Here is an 18,918-nt window from a genome sequence, read left to right as displayed (position 1 = left end):
GGTTAATTTCATAGTGTTTCGGTGGTCATTGCGTTAGGGAAACGCCCGGTTACATTCCGAACCCGGAAGCTAAGCCTTTCAGCGCCGATGGTACTGCAGGGGGGACCCTGTGGGAGAGTAGGACGCCGCCGAACTCCTTTTACGGGAAAGCCCCGCACCTCTGGTGCGGGGCTTTTCTGCGTTCACAGGGCCGGGAGGTGTGACAGTCCTGCGGTGTCTGACGAGTCATCGTGCTGGTACCGGGGCCGTTTGGTCCTTGGCCCGTTCAGGCCGTGCGAGGCCGACGAGCTTGAAGGTCTTGAGCGGGAGATCGGGCTGCCTCTGCCGACGCCCCGCGCGTTCCTGGAAGCTGCAGGCGGGAAGAGTCTTACCTCCTCGGTTCACTTGCCGGATTGCGAATCGGAGCCGCTGCAGAGCTTCGACGACCTTTATCAGCTCGGCCGTGCCGACCCGGGAACCAGCGTGGTTGTTCAGTCTGTGTTGGTGTCATGCCCATTCGGCAAGACCTCTATCGAACTTGTACGGCCCGACCGAACTCGTACGGCCCCACGTGCTCGTCCTCGACGCCTTCGCCATGCGTCGGCTCTCCACAGCCCACGCCGACGACCTCCACGAGCTGGTCAGCGAATGACGGGGCCGGCCCGTGATCACCACCAACAACCGGGCACCCGGCGACCGATATCGCCTTTTCTCCGGCCTCGTCGCCGCCGAGCCGCTCATAGACCGTCTCTTTCGGATCATCGCGCGGTTCTACATCCCCACCCCTCTGGTCCTGGAGCGACGGCTATCACTCAATCCGTGTCCCGGACTTGGCCTGTACTGTCCGCGGCATGAGAGATGTGTGGGTGGGGGTATGCAGCTCTTGGCTTACTGAACCTGAGGGCGATGTTTTCGCTCGTCAGGCATAGGGCCGGTGACTTCGTGGGAGTCGCGGCCTGTAGTTTCGTCGCTCCCCGGGAGGTCGCGGATGCCGTCGATCGTCGGACTGCTGGAACAGTAAGAGGTCGCTGCTCGCTGTCGAGTTGACGGGCTGCGTGAAGAGGCCGACCGCATCCAGGCCGAACTGGCCGTAGCCGAGCAGGAAGGGCAGGAGTGGGCGATCGCCCGCAGGCGGGTCGATACAGTGCTGGCTCCGGACGGCGGAAACACCGCCGACGCCAAGGTCGCCCAGGATCCGCGGGATGTGGATACGCAGCCGGCGCCCCGGGATGCGGCGAAACCGAAGACCATGGTGCCGGTGTGGCGTGAATAGTCCGACGCCGGGGTGTTTGGGGCGTACGCCGCCTGGCGACTGCTCGGCCCGGAAGCCAAGCCCGCTCTCCGACGCCAACCTGTGCGTCTGCGGATCGGCGTGGTCGACCGGGCAGGGCTGGGTCTACGGCGCGCTCACCCAGGCCGAGCTGATGCTCGAGGAGCACTTCGGCCTTGTGGCCCCGTCCGAAGTGGCACTCGCCGGACGTCTATCTCGGCCCGTAGGCCGCCAAGGCGGCACGTCGGCCGGGCAACCACGGACGGTCGTCGCGCACCGTGCCAGGGGTACGGCTTCCCGCTCGCCGGCAGCGACGGCGCGATGCATCCTGCTGTCGGCTTCGAATCCCGGTCGGCACCCTCACGGACGCGCGCGGCCGGTTGCGCAACTCCTTGACCGGGCCCCGCCTCCGGCGGCGGCGACAGAAGGCGTAGACCCGGTCCCGTTGGGGAGGTCCGCGGGCATCGCCCGCCACTTGAAGCCGTTGTCCCAATGCCGTTGTTTGAGAGGTGCAAGTAGTTCCTCTCCCAGGCACGGTGACCGCCGGGGTGCTGGTTCGTTGATCGGACATGCATCCATGGATCGGGTTATCTGATGAGGTCCGGCTCGGGTTGCTCACCGAGTGGATCGTTCCTGAGCTGGTGGACGAGGTGCTGACCGCGTGTGGTCGGGGAAACGCCAAGCCCCGTCCCCTGTCGAGCCGGTTCATGGTCTACTTCGTGCTTGCTCTGGCACTGTTCCAGCAGGACTCCTACGACGATGTCGCGGAGAACCTGGTCGGGGCCCTGGCCGAGATGGACCAGTCGGTCCCGAACAAGTCGTCGTTCACCAGGGCCCGGCAGCACCTTGGGGCCGCACCGTTGGAAGGAGTGTTCCGCCGCGTGGCGGGGGCGATCGCTCCGCCCTCACTCGAGACGGCGTTCTGGCGCGGGATGAGAGTTGCCGCGGTCGACGGGTTCTGGCTGGACGCGCCGGAGAACGATATGACACGTGCAGCTTTTGGTGGGCAGGTGGACAGCACCGGTCGGCCCGTCGGGTTCCCGCAGGCCAGGGTGGTGACGCTGACCGAGACCGGTACGCGCGCGACGATCGACGCGCGGATAGGCAGCTTCAAGGGCGGTGGTGGCGAGCCCGCGCATCGCGCTCCTCGTAGTAGCGGTGCCCATTGGTCCCGATCCAGGCGGCCGGCAGCAGACCGATCTCGTCGTCGTACTGCAGCGTCCGGGCCGTTACCCCCGACATCCGGGCGACCTCCGCGATCGGCCAGGCCATTGCCGTCTCCTTACGAACGCTGTACCGGGGCCGGTCTTTTTGGCCCTGGTCAGGACCGTAGAAGCTGCCGCTGCGGAAACTTCAAGCCCAACACCCATGATTTCCCCCGCTCCCCCTCGGCACCTCGGAGTGCGGGTATGCCCAGACGGGTGTACGTCAACATTCCGCCGTCTGCGAGCAACGGCCGGGTCGTACAGCGGGACATCTGGCGACCGACCCGGCTCCAGTTGTCTTCGCCGAGGTCGGCTTCACACCGCTGCTGAGCGAGGTCGCCGTGTTGTGGAGCGGCAAGCCCGTCGCGGTTCGGCTCGACGACCTGGACAAGATATGTGTGGGCGCTGGGCTGCACGGTCGCCGACCTGACGCAGGCCGAGCCAGAGGCTCACCGGGTTGTGCGGGAGTGGGACTCACGCGTTCGCCCAGAGGGCCACGTCGGCCGGGCTCCGGTCGGACCCATGCCAGAAGTCGCCTTCAGCCGTACAGTGCCGCCGACGCCCGGGCCGTGGTGGCGATCTGCTCCCGCAGCCCAGGTGGGCTCAGCACCTCCACACGGGCGCGCAGCCTGAGGATCTCGCCCTCCGCATGTGTGAAGTTTTCGATCGGGATGAGGACGCGGCGCCAGCCACCGGGGCGCTCCTCCTCACCCGCCTCGGCCGCGTCGACCACCGCCCGCACCGCCAGTTCCCGCAGCCGCGCCGATCCGGCCGGTCTTCTCGTCTATGGACAGCACCACCCCACCGTCGGGCGGGGTGAGGAACAGGTCGCAGATGTCGGCGGCCCGCTGCCAGAAGCCCGGGGTGTCCCGGCGGGTGAGCCAGCCCCGCACCTGGTGCGGTTTAAGGTCCAAGTCCGCCAGGATCCGGCCGACCTGGGACGGCGAGATTGCGGCGAAGAGCGTGCCAGCCACCTGCGTGGCGATCCTTTGGTGGGACCAGGTCGACTCCGGGTGCGGGGGCGTGCTGGTGGCTGTGGCCACCCCTGCCCGTAGATACGGAGCCGGCCGGGCCGTTTCGCGTCCTTGAGAGCGGCCAGGGCACCGGCGGCGAACCGGCCCCGCCACTTGTGCACGGTGTTGACGCTGACCTTCAGCTCACGTGCGATCGCAGGATTGGCCAGTCCGTCGGCCGCGGCGAGGAGGATCTCCGCCCGCAGTGCCTGCCGCACCTGCGCGGTCACTGACGCTGCCAGCCGCCGCAGGCGTGTTCGCACCGGCACGGCGAGTTCCACCACAACCGCCGTCGGGACAGCCTTGGTTGCGCAAGGCATGAAACTGTCCTGGCTGCGCAGGGTCTTTGCTCTGGGACTACGCGAGGGCCGCTGCGAGCGAGGAACGGGGCTCGCGGCCGAGGAGTTGACGCAGGTCGCCGCCGGTGCGGGACATGAATCCGGCAGCGATGGCGGAGTAGGTGCCCACCAGCATTGGCACCTGGAACGGCTCGGCGCCGGAAGCGGCGATGCGCGCGCGGGCCTGGGCGAGTGTCTCCGGCTCATAGGCGACGTGCGGCCCTTGTGCGTGCGCCAGGTCGGTGCCGCCGATCGCCTGCTCACCGACGAGTTCATAGACGCGCCCCGCATGGTCGGAGGCCTCCACCGCCACACGTACCGCGACATCGGCCAGATCCGCGCGTACCACGGCTGCCAGCCGGCCCTCGCCGAGCGGGGCAGTGATCCGCCCGTCCGCCGAGGGCGCCGCGAGCCAGGCCAGCAGCTCTGCATACAAGCCATTGCGCAGGATCGTCCAGGCCATGGTGCTCTCCTGGAGCCGACGCTCGGTCCAGCGGTGCGGCAGGGCGTAGGGGAGATGGTCGCCGTCAGCGGTGAGGCTTGTATAGACGACATGCTCCACCCCGGCCTTCTCGGCCGCGTCGATGGCGGCATCGTGCCGGGCTATGACGACGTCATCCTCGCCGTAGCCTGCGGAGATCAACAGCAGCACGTTCACGCCTTCGAAACCCGTGATGAGCGTGTCGGGATGGTCGAAGTCGATGCGGCGGTCAGGCAGCGAAGCCTGGGGCTGCTGAGGATCGCGCGTTCCAAGGACGGTGTCGTCACGGCCGGCCAGCTGCTCGGCGATCAGCGCGCCCAAGGCGCCGGTGGCTCCAGTAACCAGGATCATCAGGGTCTTCCCGTTCCGGTAGGTTCTCTTCGGTAACCGGGATCACCCTGCGGGTTTGCGCCAGGGAGCGTAAGGAGGCACTTCGATGTCAGTGGGGCACACGGAGGTAACCACCGAACCCGTCGTCAGCTGTGGGGACGAGCACGAGGACTGCGGGATCCGCGAGGTGCTCGACCGGATCGGGGACAAGTGGTCGGTCCTGATCGTGGTCGAACTGGCCCAGGGCGTACGCCGTTTTCGGCAGCTGCAACGCGCCGTACCCGGTATCTCGCAACGGATGCTGACGCTCACCGTGCGTCGGCTGGAACGGGATGGGCTGGTCACCCGGACTGTGCACCCGACAGTGCCCCCACAGGTCGAGTACGAGCTCACAGCGATGGGCCACAACCTCACACATCTGGTAAAAGCCCTCGCGGACTGGTCAGCAGAACACCGCGACGCCATCGCCCGAGCACGCGAAGAATGGGATGCCGAACATCCCGACTCCGGAATCCGCTGAACGAACGGACCACGGACCTCCGCACCTTGCCGACCATGACGCGCCACGGGCCGGTCCCCCTCCACGGACTTCTGCGGAGCGGCACCAGCGTCTCCCCCATGGGCAACAGCGCCGGCTTCAGCTTCCTCACCGGCACCTATGACGTCGTCAACCGTTGGCGGAAGGACATTCTCGACCCGACCGAGGGCTCCGCCTGCTGGGAGGAGTTCCCGGGCGTCGCCCGCGCCTCCGCGCACTTCGACGGCCGGGCCGGCTTCGACGAGATCGATTTCCTGGCGATAGGGATTTGCCGGCATGACCCTGCGGCTCTACGACCCCGGAGCCGAAACGTGGTCCCTGTCCTGGGCGAGCAAGCGCACCGGCACACTCTTCCCACCCGTGGTCGGCCGTTTCGCCCTGGACGGCACCGGCACCTTCCATGGCGACGACGAGCACGACGGCCACAAGGTGAAGGTCCGCTTCATCTGGTCGGGGATCACGGCGACTACCGGCGTGCTCCGCGGACGGGGGCAGACCTGGATCACCAACTGGCGCAGGTACATTACGCGTTGCACACCCTGACCCAGCCGAACGGCCTCCAGGGTCCAGGGGCCTGCTGGGTTCGACCTGGCGGGGTTGACACGCCTCTCGCTGATCCGTAAAGTGCTCCGAGTTGTCGTGGAGCCGGAACGGTTCTCCGGCAGCCGATCCCGCCGCTACTGCGGCAACCAAAACTCTGCACGGTGTCCCGCTCGGGATGATTTCGGCATGCCGGAATTCATTTCGAGGGCGCGATTATGAAATACCGGGGCGAATCCGCTAGAGTTTCGGTGTCGGAACGGCTCAACGGCCGGGAAGACAAATCCCGCTGACTGGGAATCAGGCCCGAAAGGATCTGATAGAGTCGGAGACGCAAGACCGAAGGGAAAGCCCGGAGGAAAGCCCGAGAGGGTGAGTACAAAGGAAGCGTCCGTTCCTTGAGAACTCAACAGCGTGCCAAAAGTCAACGCCAGATATGTTGATACCCCGGCCTGCTTCGGCAGGTTGGTGGTTCCTTTGAAAGTCCTGCCGGGCCTCACGGTTCCGGTAGGCAATTTACACAGCGAGGACGCTGTGAACGATCGGTCTTATTCCGGCTGATCGTTCCGCTCTCGTGATGTGTGTCCCGATTACGGGAAAACATTCACGGAGAGTTTGATCCTGGCTCAGGACGAACGCTGGCGGCGTGCTTAACACATGCAAGTCGAACGATGAAGCCCTTCGGGGTGGATTAGTGGCGAACGGGTGAGTAACACGTGGGCAATCTGCCCTTCACTCTGGGACAAGCCCTGGAAACGGGGTCTAATACCGGATAACACTCTGTCCCGCATGGGACGGGGTTGAAAGCTCCGGCGGTGAAGGATGAGCCCGCGGCCTATCAGCTTGTTGGTGGGGTGATGGCCTACCAAGGCGACGACGGGTAGCCGGCCTGAGAGGGCGACCGGCCACACTGGGACTGAGACACGGCCCAGACTCCTACGGGAGGCAGCAGTGGGGAATATTGCACAATGGGCGAAAGCCTGATGCAGCGACGCCGCGTGAGGGATGACGGCCTTCGGGTTGTAAACCTCTTTCAGCAGGGAAGAAGCGAGAGTGACGGTACCTGCAGAAGAAGCGCCGGCTAACTACGTGCCAGCAGCCGCGGTAATACGTAGGGCGCAAGCGTTGTCCGGAATTATTGGGCGTAAAGAGCTCGTAGGCGGCTTGTTGCGTCGGTTGTGAAAGCCCGGGGCTTAACCCCGGGTCTGCAGTCGATACGGGCAGGCTAGAGTGTGGTAGGGGAGATCGGAATTCCTGGTGTAGCGGTGAAATGCGCAGATATCAGGAGGAACACCGGTGGCGAAGGCGGATCTCTGGGCCATTACTGACGCTGAGGAGCGAAAGCGTGGGGAGCGAACAGGATTAGATACCCTGGTAGTCCACGCCGTAAACGTTGGGAACTAGGTGTTGGCGACATTCCACGTCGTCGGTGCCGCAGCTAACGCATTAAGTTCCCCGCCTGGGGAGTACGGCCGCAAGGCTAAAACTCAAAGGAATTGACGGGGGCCCGCACAAGCAGCGGAGCATGTGGCTTAATTCGACGCAACGCGAAGAACCTTACCAAGGCTTGACATATACCGGAAAGCATCAGAGATGGTGCCCCCCTTGTGGTCGGTATACAGGTGGTGCATGGCTGTCGTCAGCTCGTGTCGTGAGATGTTGGGTTAAGTCCCGCAACGAGCGCAACCCTTGTTCTGTGTTGCCAGCATGCCCTTCGGGGTGATGGGGACTCACAGGAGACTGCCGGGGTCAACTCGGAGGAAGGTGGGGACGACGTCAAGTCATCATGCCCCTTATGTCTTGGGCTGCACACGTGCTACAATGGCCGGTACAATGAGCTGCGATGCCGCGAGGCGGAGCGAATCTCAAAAAGCCGGTCTCAGTTCGGATTGGGGTCTGCAACTCGACCCCATGAAGTCGGAGTTGCTAGTAATCGCAGATCAGCATTGCTGCGGTGAATACGTTCCCGGGCCTTGTACACACCGCCCGTCACGTCACGAAAGTCGGTAACACCCGAAGCCGGTGGCCCAACCCCTTGTGGGAGGGAGCTGTCGAAGGTGGGACTGGCGATTGGGACGAAGTCGTAACAAGGTAGCCGTACCGGAAGGTGCGGCTGGATCACCTCCTTTCTAAGGAGCATCTAGATTCCGTAAGGAATCCAGAGCCACTACGTCGGCAAATGTTCGACGGTGGTCAGCTCATGGGTGGAACGTTGACTATTCGGCACGACAGGTTGTTTTTCACTAGTACTGCTTCGGCGTGGAACGTGGGAAGGGATCGGTTGTGCCGGGCACGTTGTTGGGTATCTGAGGGTACGGCCGTGAGGTCGCCTTCAGTTGCCGGCCCCAGTGAACTCGCCCTCAGGGGTGGGGTGATGGGTGGCTGGTCGTTGTTTGAGAACTGCACAGTGGACGCGAGCATCTGTGGCCAAGTTTTTAAGGGCGCACGGTGGATGCCTTGGCACCAGGAACCGATGAAGGACGTGGGAGGCCACGATAGGCCCCGGGGAGCTGTCAACCGAGCTTTGATCCGGGGGTGTCCGAATGGGGAAACCCGGCAGTCGTCATGGGCTGTCACCCGCTGCTGAACACATAGGCAGTGTGGAGGGAACGAGGGGAAGTGAAACATCTCAGTACCCTCAGGAAGAGAAAACAACCGTGATTCCGGGAGTAGTGGCGAGCGAAACTGGATGAGGCCAAACCGTATGCGTGTGATACCCGGCAGGGGTTGCGCATGCGGGGTTGTGGGATCTCTCTTTCACGGTCTGCCGGCCGTGAGACGAGTCAGAAACCGTTGATGTAGGCGAAGGACATGCGAAAGGTCCGGCGTAGAGGGTAAGACCCCCGTAGCTGAAACATCAACGGCTCGTTTGAGAGACACCCAAGTAGCACGGGGCCCGAGAAATCCCGTGTGAATCTGGCGGGACCACCCGCTAAGCCTAAATATTCCCTGGTGACCGATAGCGGATAGTACCGTGAGGGAATGGTGAAAAGTACCGCGGGAGCGGAGTGAAATAGTACCTGAAACCGTGTGCCTACAAGCCGTGGGAGCGTCGCTGTATGTGCTTGCACATGCAGTCGTGACTGCGTGCCTTTTGAAGAATGAGCCTGCGAGTTTGCGGTGTGTTGCGAGGTTAACCCGTGTGGGGAAGCCGTAGCGAAAGCGAGTCCGAATAGGGCGTTTCAGTAGCACGCTCAAGACCCGAAGCGGAGTGATCTAGCCATGGGCAGGTTGAAGCGGAGGTAAGACTTCGTGGAGGACCGAACCCACCAGGGTTGAAAACCTGGGGGATGACCTGTGGTTAGGGGTGAAAGGCCAATCAAACTCCGTGATAGCTGGTTCTCCCCGAAATGCATTTAGGTGCAGCGTCGTGTGTTTCTTACCGGAGGTAGAGCACTGGATAGGCGATGGGCCCTACCGGGTTACTGACCTTAGCCAAACTCCGAATGCCGGTAAGTGAGAGCGCGGCAGTGAGACTGTGGGGGATAAGCTCCATGGTCGAGAGGGAAACAGCCCAGAGCATCGACTAAGGCCCCTAAGCGTACGCTAAGTGGGAAAGGATGTGGAGTCGCAGAGACAACCAGGAGGTTGGCTTAGAAGCAGCCACCCTTGAAAGAGTGCGTAATAGCTCACTGGTCAAGTGATTCCGCGCCGACAATGTAGCGGGGCTCAAGCGTACCGCCGAAGTCGTGTCATTCGTACATGTATCCCCAACGGGAGTACGGATGGGTAGGGGAGCGTCGTGTGCCGGGTGAAGCAGCCGCGGAAGCGAGTTGTGGACGGTTCACGAGTGAGAATGCAGGCATGAGTAGCGATACACACGTGAGAAACGTGTGCGCCGATTGACTAAGGGTTCCTGGGTCAAGCTGATCTGCCCAGGGTAAGTCGGGACCTAAGGCGAGGCCGACAGGCGTAGTCGATGGACAACCGGTTGATATTCCGGTACCCGCTTTGAAACGCCCAATACTGAATCAGGCGATGCTAAGTCCGTGAAGCCGGCCCGATCTCTTCGGAGTTGAGGGTAGTGGTGGAGCCGACGAACCAGACTTGTACTAGGTAAGCGATGGGGTGACGCAGGAAGGTAGTCCAGCCCGGGCGGTGGTTGTCCCGGGGTAAGGGTGTAGGCCGTGTGGTAGGTAAATCCGTCACACGTTAAGGCTGAGACCTGATGCCGAGCCGATTGTGGTGAAGTGGATGATCCTATGCTGTCGAGAAAAGCCTCTAGCGAGTTTCATGGCGGCCCGTACCCTAAACCGACTCAGGTGGTCAGGTAGAGAATACCGAGGCGTTCGGGTGAACTATGGTTAAGGAACTCGGCAAAATGCCCCCGTAACTTCGGGAGAAGGGGGGCCATCACTGGTGATTGGATTTACTCCATGAGCTGGGGGTGGCCGCAGAGACCAGCGAGAAGCGACTGTTTACTAAAAACACAGGTCCGTGCGAAGCCGTAAGGCGATGTATACGGACTGACGCCTGCCCGGTGCTGGAACGTTAAGGGGACCGGTTAGCTGACTTTCGGGTCGGCGAAGCTGAGAACTTAAGCGCCAGTAAACGGCGGTGGTAACTATAACCATCCTAAGGTAGCGAAATTCCTTGTCGGGTAAGTTCCGACCTGCACGAATGGCGTAACGACTTCTCGACTGTCTCAACCATAGGCCCGGTGAAATTGCACTACGAGTAAAGATGCTCGTTTCGCGCAGCAGGACGGAAAGACCCCGGGACCTTTACTACAGTTTGATATTGGTGTTCGGTTCGGCTTGTGTAGGATAGGTGGGAGACTTTGAAGCAGCCACGCCAGTGGTTGTGGAGTCGTCGTTGAAATACCACTCTGGTCGTGCTGGATGTCTAACCTGGGTCCGTGATCCGGATCAGGGACAGTGTCTGATGGGTAGTTTAACTGGGGCGGTTGCCTCCTAAAGAGTAACGGAGGCGCCCAAAGGTTCCCTCAGCCTGGTTGGCAATCAGGTGTTGAGTGTAAGTGCACAAGGGAGCTTGACTGTGAGACCGACGGGTCGAGCAGGGACGAAAGTCGGGACTAGTGATCCGGCAGTGGCTTGTGGAAGCGCTGTCGCTCAACGGATAAAAGGTACCCCGGGGATAACAGGCTGATCTTCCCCAAGAGTCCATATCGACGGGATGGTTTGGCACCTCGATGTCGGCTCGTCGCATCCTGGGGCTGGAGTCGGTCCCAAGGGTTGGGCTGTTCGCCCATTAAAGCGGTACGCGAGCTGGGTTTAGAACGTCGTGAGACAGTTCGGTCCCTATCCGCTGTGCGCGTAGGAATATTGAGAAGGGCTGTCCCTAGTACGAGAGGACCGGGACGGACGAACCTCTGGTGTGCCAGTTGTTCTGCCAAGGGCATGGCTGGTTGGCTACGTTCGGAAAGGATAACCGCTGAAAGCATCTAAGCGGGAAGCCTGCTTCGAGATGAGTATTCCCACCAACTTGATTGGTTAAGGCTCCCAGTAGACGACTGGGTTGATAGGCCAGATGTGGAAGCCCGGTAACGGGTGGAGCTGACTGGTACTAATAGGCCGAGGGCTTGTCCTCAGTTGCTCGCGTCCACTGTGTTAGTTCTGAAATAACGAACGGCCGTGTTGTGTTCCGGTGTTGGTTAATTTCATAGTGTTTCGGTGGTCATTGCGTTAGGGAAACGCCCGGTTACATTCCGAACCCGGAAGCTAAGCCTTTCAGCGCCGATGGTACTGCAGGGGGGACCCTGTGGGAGAGTAGGACGCCGCCGAACTCCTTTTACGGGAAAGCCCCGCACCTCTGGTGCGGGGCTTTTCTGCGTTCACCCCTCTTTGCTGTCAGGCGGGGGTGACCAGGTGGGTGTCGTAGGCCAGGATGACTGCCTGTACGCGGTCGTGGGATCCCGTTTTGGCGAGGATGCGCGTGACGTGTGTTTTCACCGTTGATTCGGCGAGGTGGAGCCGCTCGGCGATCTCCGTATTGGTCCAGCCCTGGCCGATGACCGTGAGGATCTCCCTTTCCCGTTCGGTGAGGGACGCGATGCGTGCGTCCAGGGTGGAGGGGCCGCCGGGAACGGTCGGCAGGTGTTGCACATACGCGTCCAGAAGACGGCGGGTGAGGCTGGGGGCGACCACTGCGTCGCCGCTTGCCACAGCTCGGATGCCGGAGAGGAGTTCCTCCGGCAGTGCGTCCTTGATGAGGAAGCCGCTGGCGCCGGCGCGGAGGCCGTCGTACGCGTACCGGTCGAGGTCGAACGTCGTGACGATGAGGACGCGGGTACGGGCGCCGGCTCTGATGATGCGGCGGGTGGCTTCGATGCCGTCCAGGAGTGGCATACGGATGTCCATCAGGGCCACGTCCGGATGGTGCTGGGAGACGAGGCTCAGGGCCTCGTGGCCGTTGGCGGCCTCGCCGACGACGGTCATGTCGTCCTGGCTCTCCAGCAGCATGCGGAAGCCGAAGCGTTGCATCGGCTGGTCGTCCGCGATGAGCACTGTCGTCACGAGGGTGTGTCCTCCAGGGGAAGTCGGAGCCGAACCCGCCAGCCGACCGCGGCTGAATCTGTGGCGGTGGCTTTCGGCAGTAGTGGGCCTGCTTCGAGTGTGCCGTCGTAGAGGGACGCCCGTTCGCGCATCCCCGTGATTCCCTGCCCGCCGCCCTCGGGTCCACCACCGGTGGTACCCGTGTCCGTGATCAGGGCCTCCAGCTCCGTCGCTCGGTAGGTGAGAGTGACCTCCGCGGTCGGTGACGGGTCCGTGCCGCCGTGCTTCAGCGTATTCGTCAGGGCCTCCTGCACCACTCGATAGACCGTCAGCTGGCGTCCTGCGGTGGGCGGGGACGACGGTGGCCTACCGCGGATGTGCAGGCGTACGGGGAGGCCCGCTGTTCGTACGCCGGTGAGGAGCGTGTCCATGTCGTCGAGGGTCGGCTGCGGGGCGCGGTCGGCCTCGGTGGGGTGGTCGCGCAGGACGCCGAGCAGGCGGCGGAGTTCCGTGAGGGCCTGGCGGCTCGTGGTGCCGATGGCTTCCAGGGCCTGGGCGGCCCGGTCCGGGCTCTTGGCCGCCGCGTAGGCGCCGCCGTCCGCGAGGCCCGTGATGACGGACAGGTTGTGGCCGATGATGTCGTGCATCTCCCGGGCGATACGGGTCCGTTCGGCGGCTGCCGCGAGCCGGGCCTGCTGGTCGCGTTCGAGCTCCAGCCGGTGGGCGCGGTCGACCAGGGCCTCCGTGTACTCCTTGCGCGTACGGACCACGATCCCCAGCAGGGACGCGAACGCGAACGCCCAGAGGTGGGGGACGAACAGTACGTCCCAGCCGTGCGGGAAGCGCAGCGTGCCGACCACGAGCGGGGCGGTCACCACGGCGCCCGCCCACGCAAGGGCCCGCATGGGCAGCCGTAGTGCGATGTTGAAGACGACGATTTCCTGCAGGTAGGCGGCCTGGACGATCGCCCCCGTCCAGACATTGGCCAGGGAGAACGGGGTCATGAACGCCAGCACGGCCAGCGGATGCGTGCGGCGCCACAGCAGCGGTGCGGAGAACGCCACGCTCATCAGCAGAACCAGTGGTTCGGGTGCGCGCGGATCGCGGGCCACGGTGCGCCAGCCGCCGGAGGTGAAGTCGAGTACGGCGAACATCACCCAGAACGTGGTGAGCAGCCCGTTCCAGACCATCGGCCGGCGCAGGTCGAATGCGCGGACGCGCTGGAGCAGGCGCTGGATGTGCCCCGTCAGCGCGGTGGTGCCCGAAGCCCGGTCCTTGTGTTCGCCCGTCACCCGTCCATCCTCGCGGTCGGCGGCCCCGGCGTCATGCGTCGCGTCGGCGCAGCAGCAGGGCGGCCGCGCACAAGGTCGCCCCGGCCCAGAGGCACAGGGCGAGCAGGGCCCCGCTCGCGGGGGCCTCGCCCGGGAGCGGGGTTGCTGAGCCGAGGGCGCCCGCCGCCTGGGTGGGGAAGTACTTGACGGCGCTCTTCACCGCGTCGTACGGAAGCATGGAGAGGACCTCCGGCAGGATCATCACGCCTCCGATGAAGGTGCCGATCGCGCCCGGAACCGAGCGGATCAGGGCGCCGAGCCCGAGCGCGATCAGGCTGAGCAGGGTGATGCCGGCGGAGTTGCCGACGACCGCGCCGAATACGCCCGGGTCACTGAGCGAGGCCGCTTGGTCGGTGTCGTGGAGGAAGAGTTGGGCGGCGGCGAAGGTGAGGAGGTCGGTGGCGAACATGACCGCGAAAACGGTGACCGTGAAGACTGCCGCCTTCGCCCACAGGACCGGGAGCCTGCGCGGGACCGCGGTGAGCGAGGCGCGGATCAGGCCCGTCGAGTACTCGCCCGCGGTCACCAGGATGCCGAGCACCACGGTGCACAACGTACCGAGCACCGAGCCGTAGAGGACCAGGACCACCGTGTCGACGTCGGAATCGCCGCCGTCGGAGGTGTATGTCGTGCCCATGACCACGCCTACGGCGAGAACCAGGGCGGACGCCGAGATCAGAGTGATCCAGGAGGAGCGCAGGGACCGGAGTTTGTGCCATTCGGAGCGCAGGACCCGGGTGGTGGTGACTCGGTACGGGCGGTTCGGGCGTTGGTTCGGGTGGCTTACCGCGGCGGTCATGCGAGGGCTCCGGTCGGTTCGGGGGTGGTGATCCGGTATTCGACCGACCCCTGGGTCAGGTCCATGAAGGCCTGTTCCAAGGAGGCGGTCTGCGGGGTGAGTTCGTACAGGGGAATGGCGTGGGCGGCGGCGGTGCGGCCGATGTGTGCCGCGTCCGTACCGCGGATCTCCAGTTCGTCGGGGGCCGCAGCCGGCGCGGCGGTGATCTCGATGCCGGGGCCGGTGAGGAGTTCGCGCAGGGCGTGGGCCTGCGGGGTGACGACCTTGACCGAGGCGCTGCCCACAGTGGCCACGAAATCGGCGACCGTCGTGTCGGCGAGGAGCCGGCCGCGGCCGACGATGATCAGATGGTCGGCGGTGAGCGCCATCTCGCTCATCAGGTGCGAGGAGACGAGGACTGTACGGCCCTGCTGGGCAAGGGATCTGAGCAGGTTACGGATCCACAGCACGCCCTCAGGATCGAGGCCGTTGACCGGTTCGTCCAGGATGAGGGTGGCCGGGTCGCCGAGCAGTGCCGCGGCGATGCCGAGGCGTTGGCCCATGCCGAGCGAGAAGCCTTTGATCCGTTTGTGGGCGACCGCGGTGAGGCCCGCCAGGTCGAGGACGTGTTCGACGCGGCTGCGCGGGATGCCGTGGGTGTGGGCGAGCGCCATGAGGTGGTTGAACGCGGTCCGGCCGGGGTGGACGGAGCGGGCCTCCAGGAGCGCGCCGACCTCGGTGAGGGGTGCGCTGTGGGCGGCGTACGCCCGTCCGCCGATCGTCGAGCGGCCGCAGGTGGGGGCGTCCAGGCCGAGCAGCATGCGCATCGTCGTCGACTTCCCGGCGCCGTTCGGACCGAGGAATCCGGTGACGGTGCCGGGCCGGACCGTGAAGTCGAGGTCCTGGACGACGGTGGTGTCTCCGTACCTCTTGGTGAGTTCGTATGCCCTGATCATGCGGTCGACGCTACGGAGCGGGCGCGCCGCGGGCGTCGGACCTGGGGCGGGATGTGACGGTGCGTGTAGTACCGGGGTACGACGCGGGGGCGGTCGGGGGCCGTGGATGTTGTTTGCGCAGGTCGGGTGGGGAAGGGAAGGATCGGCGGATGGAACATGTGATTCGAGCCGTACGCGCCGACGAATGGCCCCTGGTCAAGGAGTTGCGGCTGGCGGCGCTGCAGGACCCGGCTGCGCCGGTGGCCTTTCTGGAGACGTACGCGCAGGGCGCGGCCCAGCCCGACGCGTTCTGGCAGGACCGGGTGCTCGGCGCGTCCGAGGCCGGGAGCGGTGAAGTGCGGCAGTTCGTCGCCGTCGCGCCCGACGGGCGGTGGGACGGCAGCGTCACCGTGCTGATCGAGCGGCCGGACGCGGACGTGCGGTTCGGGGAGGCGGCCGACGTCCACCAGGCACATGTGGTCGGCGTGTTCGTACGGCCTGAGACACGGGGCGAGGGCCTGGCCGAAGAGCTGTTCCGGGCCGGGACGGACTGGGCGTGGTCGCTGGTGGAGCCGCGGATCGAGCGGGTGCGGCTGTATGTGCACGAGGACAATGCGCGGGCTGCGGCGCTCTATCGGCGGATCGGTTTTATGGCCACCGGGGAGTCGGTGCCTGTGCCGGACGACCCGTCTGCTCGGGAGCTGGAGTATGCGGTGGGGCGGCCGGTGTAGGTGCGTGGCGCCGGGTTCGCCCGGCTAGCGTGAGCCGGTGAGGTCTTGGGGCCAGCGGGCGCGGGCCTGTTCCTGGGAGCGGAGAAGGGCCAGGGTCGGCAGGCCCTGGGCCTGGCCGGTCGACAGCAGCTCCGGGAGCCGGGGCAGGGGCGCCACCGCGGCGACGTCGTCGAGTACGAGCGTCATTGGTGGGTCGAGCCGACCGTCGGTTGACCGTGCGGCCATGCGGCGGCCGTGCTCGACCACGTGTGAGGCGAGTGCCGTGAGCAGGGGCATTGCTCCGGGACCCGAGCGGGGATCCTCGATCGGTTCACCCACCACGTAAAGGGTGCCCCCCTCGCCCGCAAAAGAATCCAGCGCCAGCGAATCGGCCCGGTTCGGTGTGCAGGCATTGCGGATGTGGACCGAGGAGAGTGCGGCGAAGGCCCGTACCGTCAGCTCCTGTGCCATCTCGCGGCGTTCGGGGTGGGCGGTCAGTGCGGACTCCAGCACGCCGGCGAGCCCGGAGGCTGCCTTGGGGTGGGTACGGAGCAGGCGCACCGGTTCGTGGGCACTGCCGCCGAGGGCCCAGCGGTGGACCTGGCGGAAGGGTCTGCCGTCGATGGCGGCGGCGTGCAGCCAGCACTTCAGGAGCGTTTCCGCGGTGTCGGCCGTCGTCGCGTCGATCCGGGCCTGCGGCCGGACCGGGGCGAGAAGTGAGGTGGAGCGGGCGGCGGCCGTGTCGGGCTGTTCGCAGCCGGCCGTGGGGGACCAGTGGAGGCGGGCCGGGGTGTCACAGAGGTGGCCCGGGTCGTAGACGAGGACCGGGCCGAGCTTGGCGCGGGCGTCCTTCGTCTCGGCCCAGACGGTGGGGTCGGAGGTGACGACGAGCGCGGGCCCGTCGGCCTCCTGGATCGCCTGCACGACGGTGGGGCGGCGGGTGGCGGCCGGTCCGTAGACGACGAGGGGGATACGGGGAGAGGGGAGCGCGGAGAGGGCGGGCTCGGGCGGGGTGTGCTCCACGGGTGCGGGTGCGGGTGCGGGTGCGGGGACGGGCGCGGCCTTTGGGGAGTGGGCCGTCGGTCGAGGCTCCGGTTCCGGGTTTGGCGTTGGCTGCGGCTCGGTCTGCTGTGGGTTCTGGGCCTCGGGCCGGGGCTCCTGCCGCTGGGACGGTACGGGCATGTCCTCGTCCCCGTACCGTTTGCTCCGCTGCTGTGCCCGTACCAGCCGCCAACGGGTCACGACCCCTATCACGAAGACTGTCAGCACCAGCAGCACCATCAGTTCGCCTATGAACAGGCCCCAGAACAGTCCGTACCCGGAGAGCTCGCCCGCCGGAGTGTTCGGCCAGGCGGCCGGGATGTCGTGCGGTGTGGTGACGAGTTGTCGCATCGCCAGGGGCGTCTCGGCGAGGGTGACCCCCTCCGGCCAGGCCCCGTGCGTGAACAGTCCGGCCAGGCCGGTGGCCGTCCACGCCAGCAGCGTCAGCCCGAGCAGGAAGGCCAGCAGGCCGATCAGCAGGCCGTCCGGGATGCCGCCGCCGCCTCCGCTGCCGCCGGTACGTACCTCGCCGCGCCCTGCCATGTCATGCCACCGTTGACTCGGACGACTCGTTCAGTCGTTGTTGGTGCTCGATCCGTGCCGCGCGCTGCTCCGCCTCCAGCTCGGCGGCGCGTACGTCCTCCGGGAGGAGGTCGGTCGCGGACGACTCGGTCATCGCGCGGTCGGTGAAGACCAGGGGGCGTTCCGCCTCGGTGATCAGGTGTTTGACCACCTGGACGTTGCCGTTGACGTCCCAGACCGCGATGCCGGGGGTGAGGGTCGGGATGATCTCGACCGCCCATCGGGGCAGGCCGAGTACGCGTCCCGTGGCTCTGGCCTCGTCGGCCTTCTGGGCGTAGATCGTGCGGGTCGAGGCCATTTTGAGGATCGCCGCGGCCTCGCGGGCCGCCGCTCCGTCGACGACGTCGCTGAGGTGGTGGACGACGGCCACGAACGAGAGACCCAGTCGGCGCCCGAACTTCAGCAGGCGCTGGAAGAGCTGGGCCACGAAGGGCGAGTTGATGATGTGCCAGGCCTCTTCGACCAGGAAGATGCGTTTCTTCCGGTCGGGCCTGATCCAGGTGTGCTCCAGCCAGACTCCGACGATCGCCATCAGGATCGGCATCGCGATCGAGTTCCGGTCGATGTGCGACAGGTCGAAGACGATCAGCGGGGCGTCGAGGTCGATGCCGACGCTCGTCGGTCCGTCGAACATGCCGCGCAGGTCACCGTCGACCAGGCGGTCCAGGACGAGGGCGACATCCAGGCCCCAGGCCCGTACGTCATCTATGTCGACGTTCATCGCCTCGGCGGACTCGGGCTCCGGGTGGCGCAGTTGGTCGACGATGTCGGTCAGGACCGGCTGCCGGTCGTTGATCGTCTCGTTGACGTACGCGTGGGCGACCTTCAGCGCGAAGCCGGACCGTTCGTCCAGGCCGTGCCCCATGGCGACTTCGATGATCGTACGGAGCAGGGCGAGCTGGCCGGTCGTGGTGATCGTGGGGTCGAGCGGGTTGAGCCGGATGCCGCCGTTGAGCGCGGAGGTCGGGTCGAGGCGGATCGGGGTGAGGCCGAGCTCCTGGGCGATGAGGTTCCACTCGCCCACGCCGTCCTCGCCCTGGGCGTCCAGGACGACGACCTGGCGGTCGCGGAAGCGGAGCTGGCGGAGCACGTACGTCTTCTCCAGCGCGGACTTGCCGTTGCCGGACTCGCCGAGCACCAGCCAGTGCGGGGCGGGCAGCTGCTGTCCGTACAGCTGGAAGGGGTCGTAGATGTAGCCCTTGCCGGAGTACACCTCGCGGCCGATGATCACGCCGGAGTCGCCGAGGCCGGGGGCCGCGGTGGGCAGGTAGACGGCCTGGGCCTGTCCGGTCGACGTACGGACGGGCAGCCTGGTCGTCTCCACCTTCCCGAAGAGGAAGGCGGTGAAGGCGTCCGACAGCGCGGACAGCGGATCTCGCATGGCGTGACCGA

General features: G+C 65.4%; 12 protein-coding genes, 4 rRNA genes and 3 pseudogenes. 8 read left to right on the top strand and 11 right to left on the bottom strand.

Annotation, left to right across the window (positions count from 1 at the left end; translation table 11 throughout):
• The first annotated feature begins 17 nt into the window (after positions 1 to 17).
• Together rrf (OG953_RS20250) and OG953_RS20245 are read left to right on the top strand one after the other, a co-directional pair.
• Positions 18 to 134 (top strand): 5S ribosomal RNA (gene rrf, locus OG953_RS20250).
• A 1,684-nt stretch (positions 135 to 1,818) separates the two neighbouring features.
• Positions 1,819 to 2,115: pseudogene (locus tag OG953_RS20245) on the top strand (transposase domain-containing protein); the annotation flags it as partial.
• A 277-nt stretch (positions 2,116 to 2,392) separates the two neighbouring features.
• On the opposite strand, the pseudogene OG953_RS20240 reads toward OG953_RS20245, so the two are convergent.
• The 5 genes and pseudogenes from OG953_RS20240 to OG953_RS20220 form a co-directional block, all read right to left on the bottom strand.
• Positions 2,393 to 2,521, bottom strand: a pseudogene (locus OG953_RS20240) (MerR family DNA-binding transcriptional regulator); the annotation flags it as partial.
• Positions 2,522 to 2,992: 471 nt separating this feature from the next.
• Entirely contained in the window at positions 2,993 to 3,187 is a 195-nt protein-coding gene (locus OG953_RS20235) for a WYL domain-containing protein (RefSeq protein ID WP_405691936.1), read from the bottom strand.
• Positions 3,162 to 3,428 (bottom strand): hypothetical protein, encoded by a 267-nt coding sequence (locus tag OG953_RS20230; RefSeq protein WP_405692463.1) that lies wholly within the window; start codon positions 3,426 to 3,428, stop codon positions 3,162 to 3,164. Before OG953_RS20230 ends, OG953_RS20235 begins: the two co-directional genes overlap by 26 nt.
• Positions 3,429 to 3,523: 95 nt before the next feature.
• Positions 3,524 to 3,787, bottom strand: a pseudogene (locus OG953_RS20225) (helix-turn-helix domain-containing protein); the annotation flags it as partial.
• 37 nt (positions 3,788 to 3,824) lie between these two features.
• A complete protein-coding gene (locus tag OG953_RS20220; RefSeq protein ID WP_405685929.1) occupies positions 3,825 to 4,637 on the bottom strand; it encodes an NAD(P)H-binding protein in 813 nt (270 codons plus the stop codon).
• 85 nt (positions 4,638 to 4,722) lie between these two features.
• On the opposite strand from OG953_RS20220, the gene OG953_RS20215 reads away from it, so the two are divergent.
• The 5 genes from OG953_RS20215 to rrf (OG953_RS20195) all read left to right on the top strand — a co-directional run bounded on the left by OG953_RS20215 (position 4,723) and on the right by rrf (OG953_RS20195) (position 11,440).
• A complete protein-coding gene (locus OG953_RS20215) occupies positions 4,723 to 5,136 on the top strand; it encodes a winged helix-turn-helix transcriptional regulator (RefSeq protein WP_405685927.1) in 414 nt (137 codons plus the stop codon).
• A 294-nt stretch (positions 5,137 to 5,430) separates the two neighbouring features.
• Complete coding sequence (locus OG953_RS20210) at positions 5,431 to 5,697, top strand: hypothetical protein (RefSeq protein WP_405685925.1); 267 nt, start codon at positions 5,431 to 5,433, stop codon at positions 5,695 to 5,697.
• A gap of 600 nt (positions 5,698 to 6,297) precedes the next feature.
• Positions 6,298 to 7,823, top strand: a 16S ribosomal RNA gene (locus OG953_RS20205).
• Between the two features lie 296 nt (positions 7,824 to 8,119).
• Positions 8,120 to 11,244: ribosomal RNA gene (locus tag OG953_RS20200) — 23S ribosomal RNA — on the top strand.
• A 79-nt stretch (positions 11,245 to 11,323) separates the two neighbouring features.
• Positions 11,324 to 11,440, top strand: a 5S ribosomal RNA gene (gene rrf / locus OG953_RS20195).
• Together the 16S, 23S and 5S rRNA genes form the textbook arrangement of a ribosomal RNA operon.
• Before the next feature lie 64 nt (positions 11,441 to 11,504).
• Here rrf (OG953_RS20195) and OG953_RS20190 read toward each other — a convergent pair.
• From OG953_RS20190 to OG953_RS20175, 4 genes are read right to left on the bottom strand one after another with little or no spacing between them, the layout of a single operon-like run.
• Positions 11,505 to 12,170: a response regulator gene (locus OG953_RS20190; protein ID WP_405685924.1), complete on the bottom strand. Its 666-nt coding sequence runs from the start codon at positions 12,168 to 12,170 to the stop codon at positions 11,505 to 11,507.
• Entirely contained in the window at positions 12,167 to 13,441 is a 1,275-nt protein-coding gene (locus OG953_RS20185) for a sensor histidine kinase (protein WP_405685923.1), read from the bottom strand. The genes OG953_RS20190 and OG953_RS20185 overlap by 4 nt, the downstream gene beginning before the upstream one ends.
• Positions 13,442 to 13,472: 31 nt before the next feature.
• On the bottom strand, positions 13,473 to 14,279 hold the full coding sequence (locus OG953_RS20180) for an ABC transporter permease (RefSeq protein WP_405685922.1): 807 nt from the start codon (positions 14,277 to 14,279) through the stop codon (positions 13,473 to 13,475).
• The gene (locus tag OG953_RS20175; RefSeq protein WP_405685920.1) at positions 14,276 to 15,214 is read right to left on the bottom strand and encodes an ABC transporter ATP-binding protein; all 939 of its coding nucleotides are present in this window, start codon (positions 15,212 to 15,214) and stop codon (positions 14,276 to 14,278) included. The genes OG953_RS20180 and OG953_RS20175 overlap by 4 nt, the downstream gene beginning before the upstream one ends.
• 149 nt (positions 15,215 to 15,363) lie before the next feature.
• Here OG953_RS20175 and OG953_RS20170 point away from each other — a divergent pair, with 149 nt between their 5' ends.
• Positions 15,364 to 15,924 (top strand): GNAT family N-acetyltransferase, encoded by a 561-nt coding sequence (locus OG953_RS20170; protein WP_405685918.1) that lies wholly within the window; start codon positions 15,364 to 15,366, stop codon positions 15,922 to 15,924.
• Positions 15,925 to 15,948: 24 nt separating this feature from the next.
• Here the strand turns inward: OG953_RS20170 and OG953_RS20165 are convergent, their stop codons facing one another.
• Both OG953_RS20165 and OG953_RS20160 read right to left on the bottom strand, forming a co-directional pair.
• Positions 15,949 to 17,487 carry a type VI secretion protein gene (locus OG953_RS20165; protein ID WP_405685917.1) on the bottom strand — a complete coding sequence of 513 codons (1,539 nt, stop codon included), beginning with the start codon at positions 17,485 to 17,487 and terminating at the stop codon, positions 15,949 to 15,951.
• A 1-nt stretch (position 17,488) separates the two neighbouring features.
• Positions 17,489 to 18,907 carry an ATP-binding protein gene (locus tag OG953_RS20160; RefSeq protein WP_405685916.1) on the bottom strand — a complete coding sequence of 473 codons (1,419 nt, stop codon included), beginning with the start codon at positions 18,905 to 18,907 and terminating at the stop codon, positions 17,489 to 17,491.
• Between the last annotated feature and the right edge of the window lie 11 nt (positions 18,908 to 18,918).

This window comes from Streptomyces sp. NBC_00057 (genome assembly GCF_045041165.1).
GTDB lineage: Bacteria > Actinomycetota > Actinomycetes > Streptomycetales > Streptomycetaceae > Streptomyces.
Note: the sequence above shows the minus strand (reverse complement) of the source record. Positions and strands in the feature narration are given on the sequence as shown.